Here is a 22,578-nt window from a genome sequence, read left to right as displayed (position 1 = left end):
GCTTTCTCTCAGCTATGCACGGTAACGGCCGGGGTGGCGGTTCCCGACCACCGCCTACTCGACGTGGTCGCTGGTGAAGGACCAGCGGTGCACCGGGCGGCCGAGCAGCTCGGCCGGCGGGTCGGCGACCGGGGCCGGCTCGCCGCTCCACCAGGTGATCAGCAGCACCCGTTCGCCCGAAGCGGAAAGCAGTTCGAGGCGCTCCAGCCCGGCCGCGCCGCGGATCGCAGGCAGCGCGAACTCCCGCACCCAGGCGGCGAGTTCGACCCCGCGGCCGTCCGCCGCCCGGGCCTCCCACATCGCGGCGACGGTCACGCGGCACCCCCACCGAGGGCGTCGTAGGCCTGGCCGTGGACGTCCCCGTGCCCGATGTCCGCCGTGGGCACGTGGACGTCGGTCACCGGCAGCGAGGAGTCGGCGGACAGGTCGAGGGCGGAGGGCGTGCGGCCCCGCCACACCATCTCGGAGCCCAGCGCCGCCACCATCGCGCCGTTGTCGGTGCACAGGCCCGGCCGCGGCACCCGCAGCCGGATCCCGGCGCGTTCGCAGCGCTGCTGGGCCATCTCGCGCAGCCGGGAGTTGGCCGCGACGCCGCCGCCGATCATCAGGTGGTCGACGCCGTTGTCCTTGCACGCCTTGACGGCCTTGCGGGTGAGCACGTCGGTGACCGCCTCCTGGAAGGAGGCCGCGACGTCGGCGATCGGCACCTCCTCGCCCGCCCGGCGCTTGGCCTCCACCCAGCGGGCGACGGCGGTCTTCAGGCCGGAGAAGGAGAAGTCGTACTCGGGGTCGTTCCTGCCGCTCAGGCCGCGCGGGAAGTTGATCGCCTTGCGGTCGCCCTCGCGGGCCGTCCGGTCGACGATCGGCCCGCCCGGGAAGCCCAGGCCGAGCACCCGGGCGACCTTGTCGAAGGCCTCGCCGGCCGCGTCGTCGATGGTCGCGCCGAGCGGGCGGACGTCCGTGGTGATGTCCTCGCTGAGCAGCAGCGAGGAGTGCCCGCCGGAGACCAGCAGGGCCATCGTCGGCGAGGGCAGCCGGCCGTGCTCCAGCTGGTCGACGCAGATGTGCGAGGCGAGGTGGTTGACCCCGTACAGCGGCTTGTCCAGCGCCCAGGCGTACGCCTTGGCGGCGCTGACGCCGACCAGCAGCGCGCCGGCCAGGCCGGGGCCAGCGGTGACGGCGATGCCGTCCAGGTCGCTCGCCTTGATCCCGGCGGTGTCCAATGCGCGCTGGATGGTCGGGACCATCGCCTCCAGGTGGGCGCGGCTGGCGATCTCCGGGACGACGCCGCCGAAGCGGGCGTGGTCGTTGACGCTGGAGGCGACCGCGTCGGCCAGCAGCGTGGTGCCGCGCACGATGCCGACGCCGGTCTCGTCGCAGGAGGTCTCGATGCCGAGGACGAGCGGTTCGTCAGCCATGGCGGGTGTCCTCAATGTCCTTCGGGTCAGTGCTGTCAGTGCTGGGGTGGTCGAGGCGCATCACCAGCGCGTCGACGTTGGCGGGCTGGTAGTAGCCGCGCCGGATGCCCACCGGTTCGAAGCCGTAGCGCTCGTACAGCCGCTGGGCGCGCAGGTTGTCCACCCGCACCTCCAGCAGCAGTTCGGCGCAGCCGCGCCGGGCGGCCTCGCCGATCAGGTCGGTGAGCAGCGCCGCGCCGAGGCCGGCGCCCTGGTGGCGCTCGTCGACGGCGATGGTCTGGACGTCGCCCTCGCCGGCGACGACCATCAACCCGGCGTAGCCGACGATGGCGCCGTCCCCGGTGGTGGCGACGGTGTAGTGGCGGGTGCCGCCGGGGTGGGCCTCGGCGAGTTCGGACCAGTACATCCCGTGGGACCAGGCGTCCTCGGGGAAGAGCTTGAGCTCCAGCTCCATCACCGGCTCGATGTCCCACCAGCGCATCGGGCGCAGGGTGGTGCCGTGGTTCACGCCGGGAGCACCGCCTTGTAGGCGGCGGGGACCTGGGCGTCCGGGCGGCGCAGGTACAGCGGGAGGTTCGGCAGCAGCTCGCGGCCGGCCGCCAGCTCGGCGGCGGCGAAGCCGGCCAGGGAGCCGGCCGAGACGTGCTCGGGGCCGTGGGCGCCCGGGAAGGCGTCGGGGTAGAGCAGCGCGCCGGCGCCCACCGACCGGGCCTCGGGCGTCAGCTCGGCCGGGCGGTCCACGCCGGGGCCCTCGGTGCGGCGGCCCTCGGCGTCGTAGGAGGCCCAGTAGACCTCCTTGCGGCGCGCGTCGGTGGCCACCGTGAACGGCTGCCCGGCCAGGCCCTCGGCGCGGGCCTGGAAGGCGATCGCGTCCAGGGTGCAGACGCCGTGCACCGGCAGCCCGAGGGCGTGGCCGAGCGCGGCGGCGGTCACCAGGCCGACCCGCAGGCCGGTGTACGGGCCTGGGCCGACGCCGACCGCGATGCCGGTGAGCCGGTGCTTGTCCACCTCGGCCGCCCGCAGGACCTGGTCGATCGCGGGCAGCAGCAGTTCGCCGTGCCGTCGGGCGTCGACCTGGTGGGTCTCGGCGAGGACGGCCGTGCCGTCGTGGACGGCGGCGGTGACGGCGGGGGTAGCGGTGTCGAACGCGAGCAGCAGCACGGGGTCAAGGTTAGACCGCCGTCGGACCGGCCGACCGATCGAGCTGGTGTCCCCATCCGGAACACACGTGCTGGGCGCTGCCGACCGGCCGAGGGGACCTGGCACGATTAGGGCGGTACGTACAGAGGACGGCGGCGGGAGCGGCACGTGGCGAAGATGGGTCCTGGAGTGGTGGTCACGGGGTTGACCCTGGGGGCCCTGGCGGTGGTGAGCCTGCTGGCCTTCCAGGCCAGCGGCGCGCAGGACCGCGCGGGCGGAGCCCGTCCCACCACCACCGCCGCGACGTCCACCGGCCCGGTCGCCTCGGCGACGCCGAGCGCCTCGGCCACCCCGACCGTCCCGCCGCTGCCGACCAGCTCGGGCAGCGGCACGCGGGTGGTCTACTCGGTGAGCAGCCACTACGTCTGGCTGATCGACCCGAAGAAGAACCCGCAGGTCGCGGCCACCTTCCAGGTCTCCCCGGGCACGGTCGAGCCGACCCCGGGCAGCTACTCGGTGTACAGCCGCACCCCGGTCGGCACCGGGACGGACGGCCGGCAGATCGAGCACGTGGTGCGCTTCGCGCAGCAGAACGGCGTGGTGTTCGGCTTCAGCTCGGCGATGGACGGCTCGACGCCGACCGCCGACCCGAAGACCAAGACCGGCGGCATCCGCAGCGGCCGCGCCGACGGGCAGCTGCTCTGGGACTTCGCGCCCAACGGCACCAAGGTGATCGTGGTCGCCTGAGGCAGGCCCCTAGGCAGCCCGGGGTGTCTCCGCCTCGGGCTCCTCGGCCTGCTCCGGCCGCGGTTCGGGCGGGGTGGACACCGCCTCGGCGGCCGCGCAGGCGGCCAGCAGCGCCCGCATCGGCGCTCCCGGAGCGCGGCGGGCGGACTCTCCGGCCCCGGTGTCGCGCGCGGCGCGCTCCGGGGCGGGGGTGGTGCTCGACATGGCGCCTCCCTAGTTAGGCAGACCTAACCGCAGCACCCATCCCACCACGCCCGGCGCCCCGCCCGCAACACCATGCCGACAGGCTGTCGGTAAAACGGGGGACGCCTACCCGAGCTCCGTCAGCTCCACACCCGACCAGCGGGCTCCGATGCCGGTCAGCACCACCCGGCGCGGGTCGTGGTCCTCCCCGGCGGTGTCACCGATCGCCCGTTCGATCCGCACCTCCAGCCGGTCCTCGGACAGCCGCTCGACCTTGCCCTCGCCCCACTCGACCACGATCACCGACTCCGGCAGCGAGACGTCCAGGTCGAGGTCCTCCATCTCGTCCAGGTTCCCGCCCAGCCGGTACGCGTCCACGTGCACCAGGGCCGGGCCGCCGACCAGCGAGGGGTGCACCCGGGCGATCACGAAGGTCGGCGAGGTCACCGCCCCGCGGACCTGCAGCCCCTCCCCCAGGCCCCGGGTCAGCGTGGTCTTCCCCGCCCCCAGTTCGCCGGAGAGCAGCACCAGGTCACCCGGCCGCAGCAGCGCGGCCAGCTCCCGGCCGAGCCGGCCCATCCGCTCCGGAGTGGGGATGGTGAGAGTGGCGTGCGAGCCCATGCGCGTGTCTTGCCCTTCGGTCCGTAGCGGCGCGCCGACCACCGGCCGCCACCGCTACCGTGCCACACCGCCGCACCCCGATGTGGCGGGCGGGGGGCCGGGCGGGAGTCAGGCGGGGTCGACGACCGGGTTCGGCTCCGGCTCCCGGGGCAGCTCGCTGGCGAGCTCCAGGACGGCCTCCGGCAGCGGCGCGGCGCCGGCGAAGTCGGCGGCACGGCGCAGCAGCCGCGCCAGCTCGTGGTCGACCAGCTCGGGGCGCTCCAGCAGCACCAGGTGCCCGGCGCCCTCGACCAGCACCAGCTCGGCACCGGGCAGCCGCTCGGCCATCTCCTCGCTGTGCGAAGCGGGCGTCAGCAGGTCCTTCGTCCCGGCCAGCACCAGGGCGGGCAGACCGCGCAGGGCGTCCAGCGCCGCGTACTTCTCGTGCGCGTCGAACGCCGGGTAGAACTCGGCGACCACGTCGATCGGGGTGGCGTCCAGCAGCTGCTCGGCGAAGCGCACCACACCGGGGTCGATGTCCCGGCCGCCGAAGGAGAACTTCCGGTAAAAAACGGCGGCCACGTCCGAGCCGACCCGCCTGGTCGCCTCCACCAGGTCCACCTGACGGCCCAGCAGCCGCATCACCCCGGGCGCGACCTTCTTGAACAGCTTCGCCCCGGCCCTCGGCAGCCCGAGGCTCACCTCGTCCCAGTCCCCCGCCAGGGTGCCGACCAGCGCGACCCCGGCGACGCGCTCCCGGAACAGCTCCGGGTGCTGCTCGGCCAGCGCCATCACCGTCATGCCGCCCATCGAATGGCCCACCAGCACCAGCGGCCCGGTCGGCGCGACGGCGTCCAGCACCGCCTTGAGGTCGCCGCCCAGCTGGTCGATGCTCGCCGGGTCACCGGCCAGGTACGAGCGGGAGCGCTCGGAGCGGCCGTGACTTCGCTGGTCCCAGAAGACCAGCCGCATGCCCTCGCGCAGCGCGGCGCGCTGGAAGTGCCAGCTGTCCTGGTTGAGGCAGTAGCCGTGGCAGAACACCACGGTCAGCGGCTCGGCGCTGTGATTCGCCCACTCGCCTCCGGGACGCTCGGATCCGGTGCCGACGGTCGTCGCTCCGATGCCCTCGTTCCTCGGGCCTCCTCGCTCCTCCCTTTCGGCACCGGCGCGCCCCTTCGGCTCGGGGCGGTGACTCGCCAGCGCGCCTCCCGGACGCTCGGGGCGGTGGCCGTCCGGCTCGGCCCAGCCGTCACCCGCCCGCTCGCGGGGGCCCTCCAGCTCCACGTACAGCTCCGTGCCGTCCGGCGCGGCCACCGTCAGCGGGAGCCCGCGCAGCGAGCCGTACGGGGCGGTCGCGTCCAGCTCGGCCCGGGCCCGGCGGCGCATCGCCCGGCCGACCGTCAGCCGCTCGATCGCGACGCCCGCGGCCGCGCCGGCCGCCAGCACACCGACGGAGATCCCGATCACACCGGCCCGGCTCACCCCGGACGCCGCGCCGGCCGCCTTGGCCACCGCCGCGACCGGGTTGCTCTCGGCCGGCGTGCCGGTCATGCCGGCAGGCCCTCGCGGTGGCTGCCGCCCAGGTAGCGGCGGGGCACCCGGGCGCCGATCCGGGTGATGACCTCGTACGAGATGGAGCCGCAGGCGCGGGCCCAGTCCTCGGCGGTCGGCTCACCGCGCTCGCCGTTGCCGAACAACAGCACCTCGTCGCCGATCCCGGGGGTGTCGCCGCCCAGGTCCACCACGAACTGGTCCATCGCGACCCGGCCGGCCACCGTGCGCCACTTGCCGCCGATCTGCACCGGGCCGGTGCCGCTGGCGTGGCGCGGGATGCCGTCGCCGTAGCCGACCGGGACGAGCCCCAGCGTGGTCGGGCCGGGCGTCACGTAGTGGTGGCCGTAGCTGACCCCGTGCCCGCCGGGGACGTGCTTGACCAGCGCCAGCCGGGCGGTCAGCGCCATGACCGGGCGCAGCCCGAAGTCCGCCGGGGAGCCGACCTCGGGCACCGGCGACAGCCCGTACGCGGCCAGGCCGGTGCGCACCAGGTCGAAGTGCGTCTCGGGCAGCAGCAGGGCGGCCGGGGAGTTCGCCAGGTGCCGGACCTCCGGGCGCAGCCCGGCGGCCTCGGCGTGCGCCAGCGCGGCGCGGTAGGAGTCCAGCTGGGCCTGGATCGACGGGTGGCCGGGCTCGTCGGCGGCGGCGAAGTGCGACCAGATGCCGACGACCTTCAGCAGCCCCTCGGCCTCGGCGCGCCGGGCGTTCGCCACCAGCTGCGGCCAGTCGTGCGGCTGGCAGCCGTTGCGGCCCAGGCCGGTGTCGGCCTTCAGGTGGACCCGCGCCGGGATGCCGGTCTCCCGGACGGCCGGCAGCAGTTCCTCCAGCGCCCACTGGCCGCTGACCGAGATGTCCAGGTCCGCGCGCAGCGCCTCGCGCCACGGCCCGCCGGGCGTCCACAGCCAGCACAGGATGCGGGCCCGCTCCGGGCGGATGCCCGCGGCCCGCAGCGCCAGTGCCTCCTCGGGCATCGCGCAGCCGAGCCAGCCGACCCCGTTCGCGACCGCCTCCCGGGCGCACTCGACCGCGCCGTGGCCGTAGGCGTCGGCCTTGAGCGCGAGCATCACGGCGGAGCCGCCGACGCGCTCGCGCACCGCGGCGAGGTTGCCGCGCAGGGCGGCGAGATCGATGGTCGCCTCAGCCCGTACGCCGTCGGTGAGGGTGGCTGTGCCGATCGTGTTCGCAGTTGTCATCAGGGTCAGTCTCCCAGACGTCCCGGAGTCCTCGCCGAACGGCCCATCGGCGCGGCGGTCGGCACCGGGGCGCCGGGCACCCCGCCGACCTGCGGCGGACGACTGGTCCGCCGTGTCTGGGACGCCCGGAACGGATGGTTCGGTTCCGTTCGACTATTCCTGCCGCACCGCCCGCCAGACCGCCGGGAGCGCCCCGGCGACGCCCGTCGCCGTCACCGGCGCGCCCGGGGTGCCCGCCGCCTCGCGGCCCGCCAGGCCGTGCAGGTAGGCGGCCACCGAGGCGGCGTCCAGCGGCGACAGGCCCGAGGCCAGCAGCGAGCCGGCCAGACCGGCCAGCACGTCCCCGCTGCCCGCGGTGGCGAGCCAGGAGGTGCCGGTCGGGTTCACCCGGACGGCCCCGCCCGGGTCGGCCACCACCGTGGTGGAGCCCTTCAGCAGCACGGTGGCCCGGTAGGCGGCCGCCAGCCGCCGGGCGGTGGTCAGCCGGGCGGCGGCCAGTTCCTCGGCGGCTGGCGGCGCGGCGCCCTCGGCGCCCGCGAGCAGCCGGGCGGCCTCGCCGGTGTGCGGGGTGAGCAGGGTCGGCGCGGTACGGCCGGCCAGCGCCCGCGGGCCGAGCCGGCCCAGCTCGGTCAGCCCGTCCGCGTCCACCAGCACCGGGACGGCGGCCGCCAGCGCCTCGGTCAGCGCCTGCCGCGCCCCCTCGCCGCCGCCCGGCCCGACCACCCAGGCCTGCACCCGTCCGGCCCCGGCCGGCCCGCCCTCGGTGACCAGCGCCTCGGGGAAGCGCCGCACCACCTCCTCGGCCGCCGTACCGACGTACCGGACGGCGCCCGCGCCACCCCGCAGCGCCCCGGCGACCGCCAGCAGCGCCGCCCCCGGGTACGTCGCCGAGCCGGCCGCCACCCCGACCACACCGCGCCGGTACTTGTCGCTCTCCGCGCCCGGCAGCGGCAGCAGCGCCGCCACGTCCGCGTGCTGCAGGACCGTCACCTCCGGCTCCGGCAGCTCCAGCCCGATGTCCACCAGCTGCACCGCGCCCGCGTACGAGGCCCCCGGGTCGACCAGCAGGCCCGGCTTGTACGTGCCGAAGCAGACCGTGACGTCCGCGCGCAGCGCCGCCCCCGGCACCTCGCCGGTGTCCGCCTCGACCCCGCTGGGCAGATCGACCGCCACCACCAGGCCGCGTCGCTCGGCGCGCGCGTACGGCTCCGCCTCGGGGCGCAGCCCGCCCCGGCCACCGATGCCGACGATCCCGTCCAGCACCAGGTCCGCGCGTGAGATATCGGCCAGGCCGACTTCCCGCTCCGCCGTCACCCGTCCGCCCGCGGCCCGCAGCGCGGCCAGCCCGCCCTGATGCGCCTTCTGCGGCGCCAGCAGCACCGCCGTCACCCGCGCCCCGCGCCGCGCCAGTGCCGCCCCGGCGTACAGGGCGTCACCCCCGTTGTCCCCACTGCCCGCCAGCACCGTCACCCGGCTGCCGTACACCCGCCCCCGACGCCGCGTCAGCAGCCGGGCGCAGGTCGTGGCGAGCCCGGCGGCCGCCCGCTGCATCAGCGTGCCCTCCGGCAGCCGCGCCATCAGCGCGGCCTCGGCGGCCCGGACGGTTTCCACAGGGTGTGCATGACGCATGGGGAGAACTCCTTCGGCAGGCGCGGGCTACCCGCCGACGCTAGCCCGCGTCACCGCCCCACGGGGGCCGGGCCTGCGGCACACTTTCGAGTGACACCCACTTCGATCCCCCGCCGGTGTCGGTCCGTACGCCTACCTTGTGGCTCGGCACGGACCCACAGGAGGGAGAAGGGCCATGGTCGCCATGCCAGCAGTCGAGCGCTCCGCGGACCCGGAGGAAGTCCTCCAGGCATTCCTGCGGCTGGACACACCGCCGGGCTTCAAGGCCGAGCTCGTCGAAGGGGACATTGTCGTGACACCGCCGCCGGATGGAGAACACGAGACCGCGTTCTCGCTGCTCAACCGGCAGTTCATGCGCAAGGCCGAGGTCGAGTTCGACCTGTCCGGCAACAAGGGTCTGATCGTGCCGACCGGCCGGTTCATTCCCGACGGCACCGTCAGCCCGGTCGGTCACTTCCTGAACGCCAATTCCTGGGCGGACCCATCCGGCGTGTTGCTGGTCTTCGAGGTGACGTCGACCAACCCGATCAAGGACCGCGAGCAGAAGCGCCGGGGCTACGCCGCTGCCGGCATCCCCTGCTACCTCCTGGTCGACCGCGGCAAAGGCATGGTCACGCTGTTCACGGAACCCAAGGGGGACGACTACGTGGCCCGCAACGAGGTCCCGTTCGGCAAGCCCGTCGACCTGCCCGCCCCGTTCTCCTTCACGCTCGACACGGCGCCCCTGCGGTAGGACGCAGCCACCGCAGGGACGCCGTGAGAGGGCGAGCGACTACTCGACGGTGACCGACTTCGCCAGGTTGCGCGGCTGGTCGACCTCGTGGCCCTTGGCCGTGGCCAGCTCGCAGGCGAAGACCTGGAGCGGCACGGTGGAGACCAGCGGCTGCAGCAGGGTCGGGGTCGCCGGGATGCGGATCAGGTGGTCCGCGTACGGCACGACCGCCTCGTCGCCCTCCTCGGCGATCACGATGGTGCGGGCGCCGCGGGCCCGGATCTCCTGGATGTTGGAGACGATCTTGTCGTGCAGGATCGACCGCCCGCGCGGCGAGGGCACGACCACCACGACCGGCAGCCCCTCCTCGATCAGCGCGATCGGGCCGTGCTTGAGCTCGCCCGCCGCGAAGCCCTCGGCGTGCATGTAGGCGAGCTCCTTGAGCTTGAGCGCACCCTCCAGGGCCACCGGGAAGCCGACGTGGCGGCCGAGGAACAGCACCGAGCGGGCGTCGGCCAGCGAGCGGGCCAGCTCGCGCACCGGCTCCATGGTCTCCAGGACCTGCTCGACCTGCTTCGGCGCGTCGCCGAGCTCGCGGATGATGGTGACGATCTCGTCGCCCCACTTGGTGCCGCGCACCTGGCCCAGGTAGAGGGCGACCAGGTAGCAGGCGACCAGCTGGGTCAGGAACGCCTTGGTGGACGCGACCGCGACCTCCGGGCCGGCGTGGGTGTACAGCACCGCGTCCGACTCGCGCGGGATGGTGGAGCCGTTGGTGTTGCAGATCGCCAGCACCTTGGCGCCCTGCTCCCGGGCGTGCCGCAGGGCCATCAGGGTGTCCATGGTCTCGCCGGACTGCGAGATGGCGATGACCAGCGTGCCCGGGCCCATGATCGGGTCGCGGTAGCGGAACTCCGAGGCGACCTCGACCTCGCAGGGGATGCGGGTCCAGTGCTCGATCGCGTACTTCGCGATCATGCCCGCGTGGAACGCGGTGCCGCAGGCGACGATGACGACCTTGTCGACCGAGCGCAGGTCCGCGTCGGAGATGCGCAGCTCGTCCAGGGTCAGCCGGCCGTCGGCGCCGATCCGGCCCAGCAGGGTGTCGGCGACGGCCTTCGGCTGCTCGGCGATCTCCTTGAGCATGAAGTAGTCGTAGCCGCCCTTCTCGGCGGCGGAGGCGTCCCAGTCGACGTGGTACTCGCGCACCTCGGCCGGGGTGCCGTCGAAGTTGGTCACCGTCACGCCGCTCTCGCGCAGCTCGACGACCTGGTCCTGGCCCAGCTCGATCGCCTCGCGGGTGTGCGCGATGAAGGCGGCGACGTCCGAGGCCAGGAAGTTCTCGCCCTCGCCGCGGCCGACCACCAGCGGCGAGTTGCGGCGGGCGCCGACGACCACGCCGGGCGCGTCCGCGTGCACGGCGACCAGGGTGAAGGCACCGTCCAGGCGGCGGCAGACCACCCGCATGGCCTCGGCGAGGTCTCCCTCGTACGCCTCGCCCAGCAGGTGGGCGACGACCTCGGTGTCGGTCTCGGACCGGAGGGTGTGGCCGCGCTCGGCGATCTCGGCGCGCAGCTGGGCGAAGTTCTCGATGATGCCGTTGTGGACCACGGCCACCCGGTTGTCGTCGTCCAGGTGAGGGTGGGCGTTGGCGTCCGTCGGGCCGCCGTGGGTGGCCCAGCGGGTGTGGCCGATGCCGGTGGTGCCGCCGGGCAGAGGGGATTCGGCGAGCGACTTCTCGAGGTTGGCGAGCTTCCCGGCCCGCTTGTCCGTGACCAGACCCCACTGCCCCTGGGAGTCCTGCGCCTGCACCGCGACACCGGCCGAGTCGTAGCCCCGGTACTCCAGTCGCTGCAGGCCCGCGATTACTACGTCGAGGGCGGACTGCGCGCCCACGTATCCAACAATTCCGCACATGCGTGCCAGCATAAGGGCGGTTCTGTGGCCGTTTTCCCGCCTCCGACCAACTCTGCGTGACCGACACCACAGCCACCGTGAACACCGCCACGGCTCACAATGGAGCATGTGCTGACCGAACTCTGTACGCGGGGCGCCGCCACGCCCGGCCCGTCGCCGTCCCCTTACGTGGACCTCAGCCGGGCCGAGTGGAGCGCGCTGCGCGAGCGTACGCCGCTTCCGCTGACCGCCGAGGAGGTGGAGCAGCTGCGCGGCCTCGGCACGGCGCTCGACCTGGACGAGGTCCGCGACGTCTACCTGCCGCTGTCCCGGCTGCTCAACCTGTACATCCACGCCACCCACGAGCTGCGCGGCGCGCTGGGCACGTTCCTGGACACCCCGGACACCGAGCGCACCCGCACCCCGTTCATCATCGGCGTGGCGGGCTCGGTCGCGGTCGGCAAGTCCACCACGGCCCGTCTGCTGCAGGCCCTGCTGGCCCGCTGGCCCGAGCACCCCCGGGTCGAACTGGTCACCACCGACGGCTTCCTGCTGCCCAACGCCGAGCTGCGCCGCCGAGGCCTGATGGCCCGCAAGGGCTTCCCCGAGTCGTACGACCGCCGGGCGCTGATGCGCTTCGTCGCGGACGTGAAGGCGGGCAGGGAGCGGGTCACCGCGCCGGTGTACTCCCACCTGGTGTACGACATCGTGCCGGACCAGCGGCTGACCGTGGAGCGCCCGGACATCCTGATCGTCGAGGGCCTGAACGTGCTCCAGCCGGCCCTGCCCGGCACCGACGGCCGCACCCGCCTCGCGGTCGCCGACTACTTCGACTTCTCGATCTACGTCGACGCCCGTACCGACGACATCGAGCACTGGTACCTGGACCGCTTCCGCAAGCTGCGGCAGACCGCCTTCCAGGACCCGAACTCCTACTTCCGCCGCTTCACCGAGGTGCCGGAGGAGGAGGCGATGGAGTACGGCCGCCAGGTCTGGCGCACCATCAACAAGCCCAACCTGCTGGAGAACGTGCTGCCGACCCGCGGCCGGGCCACCCTGATCCTGCAGAAGGGCCCGGACCACAAGGTCCGCCGGGCGCTGCTGCGCAAGCTCTAGCAAGCCCCCGCGAAGCCCGGGAAGGCCCCCGGAGGCCCCCGGAGCCCTGGAAACGCCCGCAGGCCCCCACTGTCTCCAGTGGGGGCCTGCGCGTGCCTACCGGGGGGCCGTCAGCCCAGGTGGGTGCGCACCGCCTCGGCCAGCCGCTGCCCGACCGTCTCGGCCTGCGCCGGGTCGGCGGCCTCGACCATGACCCGGACCAGCGGCTCGGTGCCGGACGGGCGCAGCAGCACCCGGCCGGTGCAGCCCAGCTCGGCCTCGGCCGCGGCGATCGCCTCGGCCAGCTCGACGCTGGTCTTCACCCGGCTCTTGTCGACGCCCTTGACGTTGATCAGCACCTGCGGCAGCCGGGTCATCACGGCGGCCAGGTCGGCCAGCGGCTGCTTGGTGGCGGCCAGTCGGGCGCCCAGCATCAGGCCGGTCAGGGTGCCGTCGCCGGTGGTGGCGTGGTCCAGCAGGATGACGTGGCCGGACTGCTCGCCGCCCAGCGCGAAGCCCTGCTCCTTCATCGCCTCCAGCACGTAGCGGTCGCCGACGGCGGTCTCCACCAGGTCGATGCCCTCGCGCTCCATCGCCAGCTTGAAGCCGAGGTTGGACATCACGGTGGCCACCGCGGTGTTGCGGCGCAGGGTGCCGGCCTCCTTCATGGCGACGGCGAGGATGGCGATGATCTGGTCGCCGTCCACCTCCTGGCCCTCGGCGTCGGCGGCCAGGCAGCGGTCGGCGTCGCCGTCCAGGGCGATGCCGAGGTCGGCGCGGTGCTCCTTCATCGCGACGCGCAGCCGGTCCAGGTGGGTGGAGCCGACGCCGTCGTTGATGTTGAGGCCGGTGGGCTCGGCCCCCAGGGTGTGGACGACCTCGGCGCCGGCCCGGGCGAAGGCCTCGGGGGCGACGTACGCGGCGGCGCCGTGGGCGCCGTCGATGACGACCTTGATGCCGTCCAGGCGGTTGGGCAGCACGCCGATCAGGTGGGCGACGTACTTGTCGAAGCCCTCGGTGTACTCGCGCACCCGGCCGACGGCCGCACCGGTGGGACGGTTCCAGTCCTCGCCGCCGACGGTGTGCTTGCGGTAGTGCGCCTCGATCGCGTCCTCGATCCGGTCGTCCAGCTTGTGGCCGCCGCGGGCGAGGAACTTGATGCCGTTGTCCGGCATGGCGTTGTGGCTGGCGGACAGCATCACGCCGAAGTCGGCGCCGAGCGCGCCGGTGAGGTAGGCCACGGCCGGGGTGGGCAGGACACCGACCCGCAGGACATCGACGCCGGAGCTGGCCAGACCGGCGATGACCGCGGCCTCCAGGAACTCGCCCGAGGCACGCGGGTCACGGCCGACCACCGCGACCGGCCGGTGCCCGTCGAAGGCGCCGGCCTCGCCGAGCACATGGGCGGCCGCGACCGACAGGCCGAGCGCCAGCTCCGCCGTCAGGCCCTCGTTCGCCACCCCGCGTACGCCGTCCGTACCGAAGAGTCGTCCCACTGTCCCGTCCTCCATCACCATGCTCGGAACCCACCGATGATCCCGGCCGCCGCACGTTAGCCGGGGAACACGTCGCCCCGGAGTACACGAGGTACTCCGGGGCGACGGTTTGCGCAACCAGGGGGTACGCCGCCAGGGCGGAACGCACCCCCGGGGACGCGATTAGCGCTTGCTGTACTGCGGCGCCTTGCGGGCCTTCTTCAGACCGGCCTTCTTGCGCTCGACGGCGCGGGCGTCACGGGTCAGGAAGCCGGCCTTCTTGAGGGCGCCGCGGTTGTTGTCCACGTCGGCCTCGTTCAGGGCACGGGCCACGCCGAGGCGCAGCGCGTAGGCCTGGCCGGAGACGCCGCCACCGCTGATGCGGGCGACGACGTCGTAACGGCCGTCCAGCTCCAGGAGCTTGAAGGGCTCGTTCACGGTCTGCTGGTGCACCTTGTTCGGGAAGTAACCCTCAAGGGTGCGACCGTTGATCTTCCACTGGCCGGTGCCGGGGACGATGCGCACGCGGGCGATCGCCTCCTTGCGACGGCCGAGGCCGGCGCCGGGGACGGCCTCGCCGAAGCGGCCGGCCAGGGACTCGGAGGTGTAGCTCTCCTCGGAGGTGTACTCGCCCTCGACAGCCTCAACGGCCTCGTCGAAGTCGACCTCAAGGGTTTCAGTGGTCTCGGCCACGGTGTTCCTCAGCTCTTTTCAGTGATGGGGGGCTTGGTGGCCGGAATTACTGCGCGACCTGGGTGATCTCGAACGGCACCGGCTGCTGGGCAGCGTGGGGGTGCTGGTCGCCCGAGTAGACCTTCAGCTTCGAGAGCATCTGGCGGCCCAGGCTGTTCTTGGGGATCATGCCCTTGATGGCCTTCTCGACGGCCTTCTCCGGGTTGTTCGCCAGCAGGTCGTCGTAGCGCACCGAGCGCAGACCGCCCGGGAAGCCCGAGTGGCGGTAGGCCAGCTTCTGGGTCTTCTTGTTACCGGACAGGTGCACCTTGTCGGCGTTGATGATGATGACGAAGTCACCAGTGTCAACGTGCGGCGCGTAGATCGCCTTGTGCTTGCCCCGGAGGAGGTTGGCGGCCTGGGAAGCCAGGCGGCCGAGCACGACGTCGGTCGCGTCGATGACGTGCCACTGACGCTGGACGTCGCCGGGCTTGGGGCTGTACGTACGCACGGTCGTAGCCTTCGCTTTTCAGTGAGTGAGTCCTGACAGGAGCACCCGGACGGAAGAGCAGCCTGGCCAACCTTGGACGCAATTCAAGGGGGACCGCTGGTCGTCGACCTGATGTCTCCGGCGTACCGACCTCTCACGTGAGATAGAGCGAGCCAATACGCACATCAAGCGTCCAGATTACCGGGCGGGCGGGGAGGGGTCAAAAATCCCCTCCCGCCCATCCGGCCGTCACTCAGCGTTCGCGCTCCACCCGGGTGACGTCCCAGACCGGCTCGGGCGACTCAAACACCCGGCCGTCGGCCCCGAACACCAGGTAGCGGTCGAAGGTCCGGGCGAACCACCGGTCGTGGGTGACGCACATCACCGTGCCGTCGAAGACCTCCAGCCCGGCCTGCAGCGCCTCGGCGCTCTCCAGGTCCAGGTTGTCGGTCGGCTCGTCGAGCAACAGGGCCGTCACGCCGGAGAGTTCGAGCTTGAGGATCATCAGCCGGGCCTGCTGGCCGCCGGACAGCGACTCGAACTTCTGCTCCTCCTGCCGGTCCAGCTCGTACCGGCGCAGCGCACCCATCGCGGCGCCGCGGCTGAGCGCGTGCTCCTCCTCGACGATCGAGCGGACGGTACGCCCGAACAGCTCCGGGTGGGCGTGCGTCTGCCGGAAGTGCCCCGGGACGACCCGGGCGCCGAGCTTCCACGCCCCCGTGTGCTCGACCGTCTCGTCGCCGGCCAGCAGCCGCAGCAGGTGCGACTTGCCCGCGCCGTTGGCGCCGAGGACACCGACCCGCTCGCCGTAGAAGACCTCCAGGTCGAAGGGCTGCATCAGGCCAGTGAGCTCCAGCCGCTCCATGGTGAAGGCGCGCACGCCGGTGCGCCCGCCCTTGAGCCGCATGGTGATGCTCTGCTCGCGCGGGGGCTCCTCGGGGCGGCCGGCCTCCTCGAACTTCTTCAGCCTGGTCTGCGCGGCGGCGTAGCGGGTGGCCAGGGCGTGGCTGACGGAGGCGGCCTGGCGCAGGGTGACGACGAGCTTCTTGAGCTTGGCGTGCTCCTCGTCCCAGCGTCGGCCCAGCTCCTCGAAGCGCGCGAAGCGGTCCTTGCGGGCCTCGTGGAAGGTGTCGAAGCCGCCGCCGTGCACCCAGACGCTGCTGCCGGCCGCGCCCGCCTCGACACTGATGATCTTGTCGGCGGTCTTCGACAGCAGCTCGCGGTCGTGCGAGATGTACAGCACGGTCTTCGAGGTGGCCTTGATGGCCTCCTCCAGCCAGCGCTTGCCCGGGACGTCCAGGTAGTTGTCCGGCTCGTCGAGGAGGAGCACCTCCTCCGGGCCGCGCAGCAGTGCCTCCAGGACGAGCCGCTTCTGCTCGCCGCCGGAGAGGGTGTTCAGGCCGCGCCACTGGGCCTTGTCGAAGGGCACGCCGAGGGCCGCCATGGTGCAGACGTCCCAGTCGGTCTCGTAGTCGTAGCCGCCGACGTCGGCCCAGTCGGAGAGCGCCTGGGCATAGGCCATCTGGGTCTTCTCGTCGTCCTGCGCGATCATCGCGAGCTCGGCGGCGTCCACCGCGCGGGCGGCCACGGCTATCCGCTCCGGGGCGACGGACACCAGCAGGTCCCGGACGGAGGCGTCGGCCGGCAGCGCGCCGGGGGTGGACGCCTGGTCCTCGCGGCCGGTGGTGCCGACGAACTGGCGCATCACGCCGAGCCCGCCGCTGATCGTCACCGAGCCGCCGTGCGGCTGGAGGTCGCCCGCGATCATGCGCAGCAGCGTCGTCTTGCCGGCGCCGTTGGCCCCCACGAGGGCGACCGCGGCGCCCTCGCCGACCCGGAAGGACGCGTCGTCGAACAGCACCCGCCCGTCCGGCAGGTAGTACTCCAGGTGCGAAATCTCGACGTGTCCCATGGGAGCGATTGTCGCAAGCGGACGCCCCCGGCCAAAACGGATTACCCGGCGGCGGCAGGCTGCCCGGGCAGCGTGCGCATCCGCCTGGCCTGGCGGTTGCGCTCGGCGAGCTGGTCGTCCGGCGGGTAGCCGACCTCCTCAAGGGTGAGCCCGTACGGCCGGATCACGTTGACCGCCGAGTTGCGGACCCCGCCGGCCAGCACCTCGCCCGGGAACTCCACCGGCCGGTGCCCGTCACCGACCAGCAGCATCGCGCCGACCAGCGCCCGGACCATGTTGTGGCAGAAGGCGTCGGCCCGGACGGTGGCGACCGCCAGCGAGCCCTCCTGCGCCGCGTAGGTGTCCACCGGGACACGGTCCCAGTGCAGCTCCAGCAGGGTGCGGATGGTGGTGGCGCCCTCGCGCTTCTTGCAGTACGCGGCGAAGTCGTGCTCGCCGAGCAGCAGCTTCGCGGCCGCGTTCATCCGGTCCAGGTCCAGCGGCCGGTCGTGCCAGAGCACGTGCCCGCGCAGCAGCGGGTCGACCCCGCCGGGGTGGTCGGCGACCCGGTACGCGTACCGGCGCCAGATCGCCGAGAAGCGCGCGTCGAACCCGGCCGGCGCCTCGCCGACCCGGTAGATCCGGACGTCCCCGGGCAGCCGCCCGGCCAGCCGGCGCAGCAGCTTCTCCCGGTGCGCCTCCCACAGCTCGGCCGGCAGGTCGACGTGGGCGACCTGACCGCGGGCGTGCACCCCGGCGTCGGTGCGGCCGGCCACGGTGAGCGGGAAGAGCTCCTGGCTGCGGGTGACGACCTGCAGCGCGCTCTCGATCTCCTCCTGGACCGTCCGGCGGCCGCCCTTCTGGCGGGCCCAGCCGGAGAACTCGGCGCCGTGGTAGGCGAGGTCGAGCCGGACCCGGACGTACCCGTCGGCCGGACCGTCCTTCACCGGCGGCTGCTCGGCGCAATCACTGACCACTGCTTCTCTTCTCCCAGGGACCTCGCGGACAAGGAACGGGCCCGCTCCCCCATCGCTGGGAAAGCGGGCCCGCGGCAACACCTAGAGGCGTCAGGCCTGCTCGGCGGCCTCGGCCTCGTCGGCCTTGGTCTCGACGGCAGCGGCCTCGTCGGCCTCCTTGACGGCGCGCTTGGTGGCGGCCTCGGCCTCGCCGACGGCGGTCTGCGCGACGGTCAGCGCCTCGACCAGCTCGATCACGGCCATCGGGGCGTTGTCGCCACGACGGGGACCGATCTTGGTGATGCGGGTGTAGCCACCCGGGCGGTTCTCGTAGCGCGGCGCGATCTCGGTGAAGAGGGTGTGCAGCACGGCGATGTCGGTGATCGTCTTGCGAACCAGGCGACGGTTGTGGATGTCGCCCTTCTTCGCCTTGGTGATCAGCTTCTCCGCCAGCGGGCGCATCCGACGGGCCTTGGCCTCGGTCGTGGTGATGCGGCCGTACTGGAACAGCTCCCGGCACAGACCGGCGAGCAGCAGCGGCTCGTGGTGCGGGCCGCCGCCGAGGCGGGCACCCTTGGTGGGACGCGGCATGGAATTACTCCTTGAATCTCCGACTGCGGCCGTACCAGGTACCGCAGCGGGCGTACGGGCACGGTGCCCGTACGGCTTTCATGACGACGGGGGCGGCTCCGTGGAACCGCCCCCGCGGCCAAATCTCTTAGTACTGCTCGGTCTCGGCGAAGTGCGAGTCGTCGAGGTCGTCGGCGCCGAAGGCGTCGGCGGCAGCGGTCGGGTCGAACCCGGGCGGGCTGTCCTTGAGGGCCAGGCCCATGCCGGCCAGCTTCGCCTTGACCTCGTCGATCGACTTCGCGCCGAAGTTGCGGATGTCGAGCAGGTCGGCCTCGGAGCGGGCGACGAGCTCACCCACGGTGTGGATGCCCTCGCGCTTGAGGCAGTTGTAGGAGCGGACGGTGAGCTCCAGCTCCTCGATCGGCAGCGCCAGGTCGGCGGCCAGGGCGGCGTCCGTCGGGGACGGGCCCATGTCGATGCCCTCGGCGTCGATGTTCAGCTCGCGGGCGAGGCCGAACAGCTCCACCAGGGTCTTGCCGGCCGAGGCCATGGCGTCGCGCGGACGCATGGCGGGCTTGGTCTCGACGTCGACGATCAGCTTGTCGAAGTCGGTCCGCTGCTCGACACGGGTGGCCTCGACCTTGTAGGTGACCTTCAGCACCGGGCTGTAGATCGAGTCGACCGGGATGCGGCCGATCTCCTGGCCGGAGGCCTTGTTCTGGACGGCGGAGACGTAGCCGCGACCGCGCTCGACGGTCAGCTCCATCTCCAGCTTGCCCTTGCCGTTCAGCGTGGCGAGGACCAGCTCGGGGTTGTGCACCTCGACACCCGCCGGCGGGGCGATGTCGGCGGCGGTGACGACACCCGGGCCCTGCTTGCGCAGGTACATCACGACCGGCTCGTCGTGCTCCGAGGAGACGACCAGCTGCTTGATGTTGAGGATGAGGTCGGTCACGTCCTCCTTGACGCCCGGCACGGTGGTGAACTCGTGCAGGACGCCGTCGATGCGGATGCTGGTGACAGCGGCACCCGGGATCGACGACAGGAGCGTGCGGCGCAGGGAGTTGCCGAGGGTGTAGCCGAAGCCCGGCTCCAGCGGCTCGATCACGAACCGCGAGCGGAACTCGTCGACGACCTCTTCGGTCAGCGAAGGACGCTGAGCGATAAGCATGGGGAGGTTCCTCCAGTTGTCTTCGGCACCCACTATTTGATGCCGACAGGACCAAGAGTACGGGCTCCTGCGCGCTGTGTTGATTCAACGGCGTAGGAGCCCGTACCAGGTTTAAAGCAGAGACTGCGTGCCCGAAGGCGCTGCGTCAGACGCGGCGGCGCTTCGGCGGACGGCAGCCGTTGTGCGGGGTGGGGGTGACGTCCTGGATCGAGCCGACCTCCAGGCCGGTGGCCTGGAGCGAACGGATCGCGGTCTCGCGGCCGGAGCCCGGACCCTTCACGAAGACGTCAACCTTGCGCATGCCGTGCTCCTGCGCGCGACGGGCAGCGGCCTCGGCGGCCATCTGCGCGGCGAACGGGGTGGACTTGCGCGAGCCCTTGAAGCCGACGTGGCCGGCGGAGGCCCAGGAGATCACGTTGCCCGCGGGGTCGGTGATCGAAACGATGGTGTTGTTGAACGTGCTCTTGATGTGCGCGTGGCCGTGAGCGACGTTCTTCTTTTCCTTGCGGCGGATCTTCTTCGCGCCGGCAGCCTGACGACCCTTGGGGGGCATAAGTCTGTTCTCCTACTGAGGTGGTCGGTCCGCTGACCCGCGGGCCGGAGGGATGTCCGGTTACGGGACGGACTACTTCTTGCCCGGCTTCTTCTTACCGGCGATCGCGCGACGCGGGCCCTTGCGGGTACGCGCGTTGGTGTGGGTGCGCTGGCCGCGGACCGGCAGGCCACGGCGGTGACGCAGACCCTCGTAGCAGCCGATCTCGACCTTGCGGCGGATGTCGGCGGCCACCTCGCGGCGGAGGTCACCCTCGACCGTGAAGTTGGCGTCGATGTACTGGCTCAGCTTGACCAGGTCGTCCTCGGTGATGTCGCGAACGCGGACATCCGGGTTGACGCCGGTCTCGGCGAGGGTCTGCTGGGCGCGGGTACGGCCGATGCCGTACACGTAGGTGAGGGCGATCTCGATCCGCTTCTCACGGGGGAGATCAACGCCGGCGAGGCGTGCCATTCAAGGCTCCTGTGGTTCTTCAGAGGTCTTGCGTGCTACCTACTCCGACACCTCACGGTGAGGGAGCCCCGGCCTCTGACCGGGGGCGGCAGTCCGCCTGTTCCAGGACGGATCGGGTAGCCCGCTTATGACGTTTTCGCGTCGCGCGAAGTACTACGAGAAATGCTGGGGAGAGATCAGCCCTGGCGCTGCTTGTGGCGCAGGTTGTCGCAGATCACCATGACCCGGCCGTGACGGCGGATCACCTTGCACTTGTCGCAGATCTTCTTGACGCTCGGCTTGACCTTCATGTTCAGGTTCTCCGGGTCTAGATCTGACGTTCTTACTTGTAGCGGTAGACGATCCGGCCGCGCGTGAGGTCGTAGGGGCTGAGCTCCACGACGACCCGGTCGTCCGGCAGGATGCGGATGTAGTGCATGCGCATCTTGCCACTGATGTGCGCGAGGACCTTGTGACCGTTCTGCAGCTCGACCTTGAACATCGCGTTCGGAAGAGACTCGATCACGGTGCCCTCGATCTCAATGGCGCCTTGCTTCTTAGCCATGAACTGCGAGATCCACCTTCCGGGACCGGCTACCGTATGCGGAACGCTCGTGCGAACCTGGGTTCACCCCAGCCCCGAGGGGAAGAGGGCGTGCTGAAGCACGCTACGAGTGAGCCGACGGTCCATCCTACGCCAGCGCGTGCGATGGGCCAAAACCGGGGCCCGGAAGGCGGTACACGTCACACCCGCGCCTCAGACCCCGGTGGAGACGGTCAGCGGCTCGACGTGGGCGGTGCAGGCCGAGCAGCGGCGGGCCGCCTCGGGGATCTCGGTCAGGCACTCGGGGCAGGGGCGCTTCGGGGTCTTCGGCTTCTTCGGCAGGTAGCGCGCGGTGGCCCTGGTGACCGGCAGCACCACGCAGAAGTACAGCACCGCGGCGGTCATGAAGAACGCGATCAGCACGTTCAGGAACTGGCCGTACGGGAAGATCACCCCGCCGATGTCGGCCTTGTACGAGCTGAAGTCGCCGGCCGCGCCGACCACCACACCGACCAGCGGGGTGAGGAAGGCCGACACGAAGCCGGTCACCACGGCGGTGAACGCGGCACCGATGACCACACCGACCGCCATGTCGACGACGTTGCCGCGCATCATGAAGTCGCGGAATCCCTTGAGCACGTGCTCTCTCCTGCATCGATCGAAGGCCAGTCAAGCCGCAGATTGCCACTGCCAGCCGTTAAAAATAGGACAAAAGCCCTGGAGGTCCAAACCTCCAGGGCTCTGATCCCTTGTCAGGAGCGGCGGTCGGGCGCCGCCGGGACTACGCCAGCGGGTCCGGCGCGGCCGTGATGCCCAGCTTGGCGAGTTCGGCCTTGCCGCCGTCGAAGGCGGTCAGCACCAGCGGGCCCTGCTCGGTGACGGCCACCGAGTGCTCCCAGTGCGAGGCCCAGGTGCCGTCGTTGGTGACGACCGTCCACTCGTCGTCCAGCACGGTGGTGTGCGGGGTGCCCAGCGAGACCATCGGCTCGATCGCCAGCACGGTGCCGGGGATCAGCTTCGGGCCCTTGCCGCGGCCGCGCTCGACGTAGTTCAGCACGTGCGGCTCCATGTGCATCGCGGTGCCGATGCCGTGGCCGCCGTAGCCCTCGGTGATGCCCCACTTGCCCTTGGGCGGCAGCGGCTGGCGGCGGATGTAGCCCTCGATCGCCTTGGAGACGTCGACCAGGCGGTTGTTCTTCTTCATCTGGGCGATTCCGGCCCACATCGAGCCCTCGGTCACCCGGCTCAGCATCTCGACCTCGGGGCGGACCTCGCCGACCGCGACGGTGATCGCCGAGTCGCCGTGCCAGCCGTCCAGGATGGCGCCGCAGTCGATCGAGATGATGTCGCCCTCCTGCAGCGCCCGCTCGCCCGGGATGCCGTGCACGACCTCGTTGTTCACCGAGGCGCAGATCACACCGGGGAACCACAGGCCGCCGTGGTGGGCGCGGAAGTTCGAGGTGGCGCCGTGGCCGGTGATGACCTTGTCCGCGATGTCGTTGAGTTCCTGGGTGGTCACCCCGGGAACGACCGCCTCGCGGCAGGCCTTGAGCGCCTCGGCGACGACCAGCCCGGCCGCTCGCATCTTCGCGATCTGCTCGGGGGTCTTGATCTCCACCATCAGGTCACGCCTTCCAAGTCCGGATTACCACTGCCT

At 72.1% G+C, this 22,578-nt stretch carries 26 protein-coding genes; 3 read left to right on the top strand and 23 right to left on the bottom strand.

Annotated elements, in window-relative coordinates:
- Positions 1–54: 54 nt before the first annotated feature.
- Genes ACGF12_RS04695 through tsaB form a run of 4 tightly spaced genes read right to left on the bottom strand, consistent with a single transcriptional unit; the run spans position 55 to position 2,579 of the window.
- Positions 55–315 carry a hypothetical protein gene (locus ACGF12_RS04695; RefSeq protein WP_393025434.1) on the bottom strand — a complete coding sequence of 87 codons (261 nt, stop codon included), beginning with the start codon at positions 313–315 and terminating at the stop codon, positions 55–57.
- Positions 312–1,418: a tRNA (adenosine(37)-N6)-threonylcarbamoyltransferase complex transferase subunit TsaD gene (gene tsaD / locus ACGF12_RS04690; RefSeq protein ID WP_393025431.1), complete on the bottom strand. Its 1,107-nt coding sequence runs from the start codon at positions 1,416–1,418 to the stop codon at positions 312–314. Before tsaD ends, ACGF12_RS04695 begins: the two co-directional genes overlap by 4 nt.
- Positions 1,411–1,899, bottom strand: coding sequence for a ribosomal protein S18-alanine N-acetyltransferase (gene rimI, locus ACGF12_RS04685; protein ID WP_393025744.1), 489 nt, complete (start codon positions 1,897–1,899; stop codon positions 1,411–1,413). The genes tsaD and rimI overlap by 8 nt, the downstream gene beginning before the upstream one ends.
- A 23-nt stretch (positions 1,900–1,922) precedes the next feature.
- The gene (gene tsaB, locus ACGF12_RS04680) at positions 1,923–2,579 is read right to left on the bottom strand and encodes a tRNA (adenosine(37)-N6)-threonylcarbamoyltransferase complex dimerization subunit type 1 TsaB (protein ID WP_393025428.1); all 657 of its coding nucleotides are present in this window, start codon (positions 2,577–2,579) and stop codon (positions 1,923–1,925) included.
- Positions 2,580–2,735: 156 nt separating this feature from the next.
- Between tsaB and ACGF12_RS04675 the strand changes: the two genes are divergently transcribed.
- Positions 2,736–3,305 carry a hypothetical protein gene (locus ACGF12_RS04675; RefSeq protein ID WP_393025741.1) on the top strand — a complete coding sequence of 190 codons (570 nt, stop codon included), beginning with the start codon at positions 2,736–2,738 and terminating at the stop codon, positions 3,303–3,305.
- Positions 3,306–3,314: 9 nt separating this feature from the next.
- Here the strand turns inward: ACGF12_RS04675 and ACGF12_RS04670 are convergent, their stop codons facing one another.
- From ACGF12_RS04670 to ACGF12_RS04650, 5 genes are all read right to left on the bottom strand, one after another.
- Complete coding sequence (locus tag ACGF12_RS04670) at positions 3,315–3,509, bottom strand: hypothetical protein (protein ID WP_380608238.1); 195 nt, start codon at positions 3,507–3,509, stop codon at positions 3,315–3,317.
- A 105-nt stretch (positions 3,510–3,614) separates the two neighbouring features.
- Positions 3,615–4,109: a tRNA (adenosine(37)-N6)-threonylcarbamoyltransferase complex ATPase subunit type 1 TsaE gene (tsaE, locus tag ACGF12_RS04665; protein WP_393025424.1), complete on the bottom strand. Its 495-nt coding sequence runs from the start codon at positions 4,107–4,109 to the stop codon at positions 3,615–3,617.
- Between the two features lie 108 nt (positions 4,110–4,217).
- Complete coding sequence (locus ACGF12_RS04660; protein WP_393025421.1) at positions 4,218–5,639, bottom strand: alpha/beta fold hydrolase; 1,422 nt, start codon at positions 5,637–5,639, stop codon at positions 4,218–4,220.
- Positions 5,636–6,835, bottom strand: a complete 1,200-nt coding sequence (gene alr / locus ACGF12_RS04655) for an alanine racemase (RefSeq protein ID WP_393025418.1) — start codon at positions 6,833–6,835, stop codon at positions 5,636–5,638. Before alr ends, ACGF12_RS04660 begins: the two co-directional genes overlap by 4 nt.
- A 153-nt stretch (positions 6,836–6,988) precedes the next feature.
- Positions 6,989–8,464 (bottom strand): NAD(P)H-hydrate dehydratase, encoded by a 1,476-nt coding sequence (locus ACGF12_RS04650; protein ID WP_393025415.1) that lies wholly within the window; start codon positions 8,462–8,464, stop codon positions 6,989–6,991.
- Between the two features lie 175 nt (positions 8,465–8,639).
- Here ACGF12_RS04650 and ACGF12_RS04645 point away from each other — a divergent pair, with 175 nt between their 5' ends.
- A complete protein-coding gene (locus tag ACGF12_RS04645; protein ID WP_393025413.1) occupies positions 8,640–9,197 on the top strand; it encodes a Uma2 family endonuclease in 558 nt (185 codons plus the stop codon).
- Between the two features lie 39 nt (positions 9,198–9,236).
- Here ACGF12_RS04645 and glmS read toward each other — a convergent pair whose 3' ends face one another.
- On the bottom strand, positions 9,237–11,093 hold the full coding sequence (gene glmS / locus ACGF12_RS04640; protein ID WP_393025410.1) for a glutamine--fructose-6-phosphate transaminase (isomerizing): 1,857 nt from the start codon (positions 11,091–11,093) through the stop codon (positions 9,237–9,239).
- A gap of 99 nt (positions 11,094–11,192) precedes the next feature.
- Between glmS and coaA the strand changes: the two genes are divergently transcribed.
- Positions 11,193–12,188, top strand: a complete 996-nt coding sequence (gene coaA / locus ACGF12_RS04635) for a type I pantothenate kinase (protein WP_393025407.1) — start codon at positions 11,193–11,195, stop codon at positions 12,186–12,188.
- A 110-nt stretch (positions 12,189–12,298) separates the two neighbouring features.
- Here the strand turns inward: coaA and glmM are convergent, their stop codons facing one another.
- The 13 genes from glmM to map form a co-directional block, all read right to left on the bottom strand.
- Positions 12,299–13,663, bottom strand: coding sequence for a phosphoglucosamine mutase (gene glmM / locus ACGF12_RS04630; RefSeq protein WP_393025404.1), 1,365 nt, complete (start codon positions 13,661–13,663; stop codon positions 12,299–12,301).
- A gap of 162 nt (positions 13,664–13,825) precedes the next feature.
- Positions 13,826–14,335 carry a 30S ribosomal protein S9 gene (gene rpsI / locus ACGF12_RS04625; RefSeq protein ID WP_049649053.1) on the bottom strand — a complete coding sequence of 170 codons (510 nt, stop codon included), beginning with the start codon at positions 14,333–14,335 and terminating at the stop codon, positions 13,826–13,828.
- 46 nt (positions 14,336–14,381) lie between these two features.
- Positions 14,382–14,825, bottom strand: coding sequence for a 50S ribosomal protein L13 (gene rplM, locus ACGF12_RS04620; RefSeq protein WP_030055846.1), 444 nt, complete (start codon positions 14,823–14,825; stop codon positions 14,382–14,384).
- Between the two features lie 232 nt (positions 14,826–15,057).
- Entirely contained in the window at positions 15,058–16,716 is a 1,659-nt protein-coding gene (locus ACGF12_RS04615; protein WP_393025401.1) for an ABC-F family ATP-binding cassette domain-containing protein, read from the bottom strand.
- Between the two features lie 41 nt (positions 16,717–16,757).
- Complete coding sequence (truA, locus tag ACGF12_RS04610) at positions 16,758–17,672, bottom strand: tRNA pseudouridine(38-40) synthase TruA (RefSeq protein ID WP_393025398.1); 915 nt, start codon at positions 17,670–17,672, stop codon at positions 16,758–16,760.
- Positions 17,673–17,762: 90 nt separating this feature from the next.
- Positions 17,763–18,242, bottom strand: coding sequence for a 50S ribosomal protein L17 (gene rplQ / locus ACGF12_RS04605; RefSeq protein ID WP_350519919.1), 480 nt, complete (start codon positions 18,240–18,242; stop codon positions 17,763–17,765).
- 127 nt (positions 18,243–18,369) lie between these two features.
- Positions 18,370–19,392, bottom strand: coding sequence for a DNA-directed RNA polymerase subunit alpha (locus ACGF12_RS04600; protein ID WP_049649049.1), 1,023 nt, complete (start codon positions 19,390–19,392; stop codon positions 18,370–18,372).
- Positions 19,393–19,537: 145 nt separating this feature from the next.
- Positions 19,538–19,945 (bottom strand): 30S ribosomal protein S11, encoded by a 408-nt coding sequence (gene rpsK / locus ACGF12_RS04595; RefSeq protein WP_030232513.1) that lies wholly within the window; start codon positions 19,943–19,945, stop codon positions 19,538–19,540.
- Between the two features lie 72 nt (positions 19,946–20,017).
- Positions 20,018–20,398, bottom strand: a complete 381-nt coding sequence (gene rpsM, locus ACGF12_RS04590; RefSeq protein ID WP_380608253.1) for a 30S ribosomal protein S13 — start codon at positions 20,396–20,398, stop codon at positions 20,018–20,020.
- Between the two features lie 176 nt (positions 20,399–20,574).
- Positions 20,575–20,688: a 50S ribosomal protein L36 gene (gene rpmJ / locus ACGF12_RS04585; RefSeq protein ID WP_003956441.1), complete on the bottom strand. Its 114-nt coding sequence runs from the start codon at positions 20,686–20,688 to the stop codon at positions 20,575–20,577.
- Between the two features lie 32 nt (positions 20,689–20,720).
- Positions 20,721–20,942, bottom strand: a complete 222-nt coding sequence (infA, locus tag ACGF12_RS04580) for a translation initiation factor IF-1 (protein WP_003956442.1) — start codon at positions 20,940–20,942, stop codon at positions 20,721–20,723.
- 192 nt (positions 20,943–21,134) lie between these two features.
- Positions 21,135–21,560 carry a large conductance mechanosensitive channel protein MscL gene (mscL, locus tag ACGF12_RS04575; protein WP_393025394.1) on the bottom strand — a complete coding sequence of 142 codons (426 nt, stop codon included), beginning with the start codon at positions 21,558–21,560 and terminating at the stop codon, positions 21,135–21,137.
- Between the two features lie 142 nt (positions 21,561–21,702).
- Positions 21,703–22,542, bottom strand: a complete 840-nt coding sequence (gene map / locus ACGF12_RS04570; RefSeq protein WP_393025391.1) for a type I methionyl aminopeptidase — start codon at positions 22,540–22,542, stop codon at positions 21,703–21,705.
- Positions 22,543–22,578 lie beyond the last annotated feature (36 nt).

The organism is Kitasatospora sp. NPDC048296 (assembly GCF_043201815.1).
Taxonomy (GTDB): Bacteria; Actinomycetota; Actinomycetes; order Streptomycetales; family Streptomycetaceae; genus Kitasatospora.
Note: the sequence above shows the minus strand (reverse complement) of the source record. Positions and strands in the feature narration are given on the sequence as shown.

Bases quoted from the DNA above. Each gene is read 5' to 3' on its own strand.
- tsaD (WP_393025431.1), bottom strand. From the start codon at position 1,418: ATGGCTGACGAACCGCTCGTCCTCGGCATCGAGACCTCCTGCGACGAG.
- rimI (WP_393025744.1), bottom strand. From the start codon at position 1,899: ATGCGCTGGTGGGACATCGAGCCGGTGATGGAGCTGGAGCTCAAGCTC.
- ACGF12_RS04675 (WP_393025741.1), top strand. From the start codon at position 2,736: ATGGGTCCTGGAGTGGTGGTCACGGGGTTGACCCTGGGGGCCCTGGCG.
- ACGF12_RS04670 (WP_380608238.1), bottom strand. From the start codon at position 3,509: ATGTCGAGCACCACCCCCGCCCCGGAGCGCGCCGCGCGCGACACCGGG.
- tsaE (WP_393025424.1), bottom strand. From the start codon at position 4,109: ATGGGCTCGCACGCCACTCTCACCATCCCCACTCCGGAGCGGATGGGC.
- ACGF12_RS04660 (WP_393025421.1), bottom strand. From the start codon at position 5,639: ATGACCGGCACGCCGGCCGAGAGCAACCCGGTCGCGGCGGTGGCCAAG.
- alr (WP_393025418.1), bottom strand. From the start codon at position 6,835: ATGACAACTGCGAACACGATCGGCACAGCCACCCTCACCGACGGCGTA.
- ACGF12_RS04650 (WP_393025415.1), bottom strand. From the start codon at position 8,464: ATGCGTCATGCACACCCTGTGGAAACCGTCCGGGCCGCCGAGGCCGCG.
- ACGF12_RS04645 (WP_393025413.1), top strand. From the start codon at position 8,640: ATGGTCGCCATGCCAGCAGTCGAGCGCTCCGCGGACCCGGAGGAAGTC.
- glmS (WP_393025410.1), bottom strand. From the start codon at position 11,093: ATGTGCGGAATTGTTGGATACGTGGGCGCGCAGTCCGCCCTCGACGTA.
- coaA (WP_393025407.1), top strand. From the start codon at position 11,193: ATGGAGCATGTGCTGACCGAACTCTGTACGCGGGGCGCCGCCACGCCC.
- ACGF12_RS04615 (WP_393025401.1), bottom strand. From the start codon at position 16,716: ATGGGACACGTCGAGATTTCGCACCTGGAGTACTACCTGCCGGACGGG.
- rplQ (WP_350519919.1), bottom strand. From the start codon at position 18,242: ATGCCGCGTCCCACCAAGGGTGCCCGCCTCGGCGGCGGCCCGCACCAC.
- ACGF12_RS04600 (WP_049649049.1), bottom strand. From the start codon at position 19,392: ATGCTTATCGCTCAGCGTCCTTCGCTGACCGAAGAGGTCGTCGACGAG.
- rpsK (WP_030232513.1), bottom strand. From the start codon at position 19,945: ATGCCCCCCAAGGGTCGTCAGGCTGCCGGCGCGAAGAAGATCCGCCGC.
- rpsM (WP_380608253.1), bottom strand. From the start codon at position 20,398: ATGGCACGCCTCGCCGGCGTTGATCTCCCCCGTGAGAAGCGGATCGAG.
- rpmJ (WP_003956441.1), bottom strand. From the start codon at position 20,688: ATGAAGGTCAAGCCGAGCGTCAAGAAGATCTGCGACAAGTGCAAGGTG.
- infA (WP_003956442.1), bottom strand. From the start codon at position 20,942: ATGGCTAAGAAGCAAGGCGCCATTGAGATCGAGGGCACCGTGATCGAG.
- map (WP_393025391.1), bottom strand. From the start codon at position 22,542: ATGGTGGAGATCAAGACCCCCGAGCAGATCGCGAAGATGCGAGCGGCC.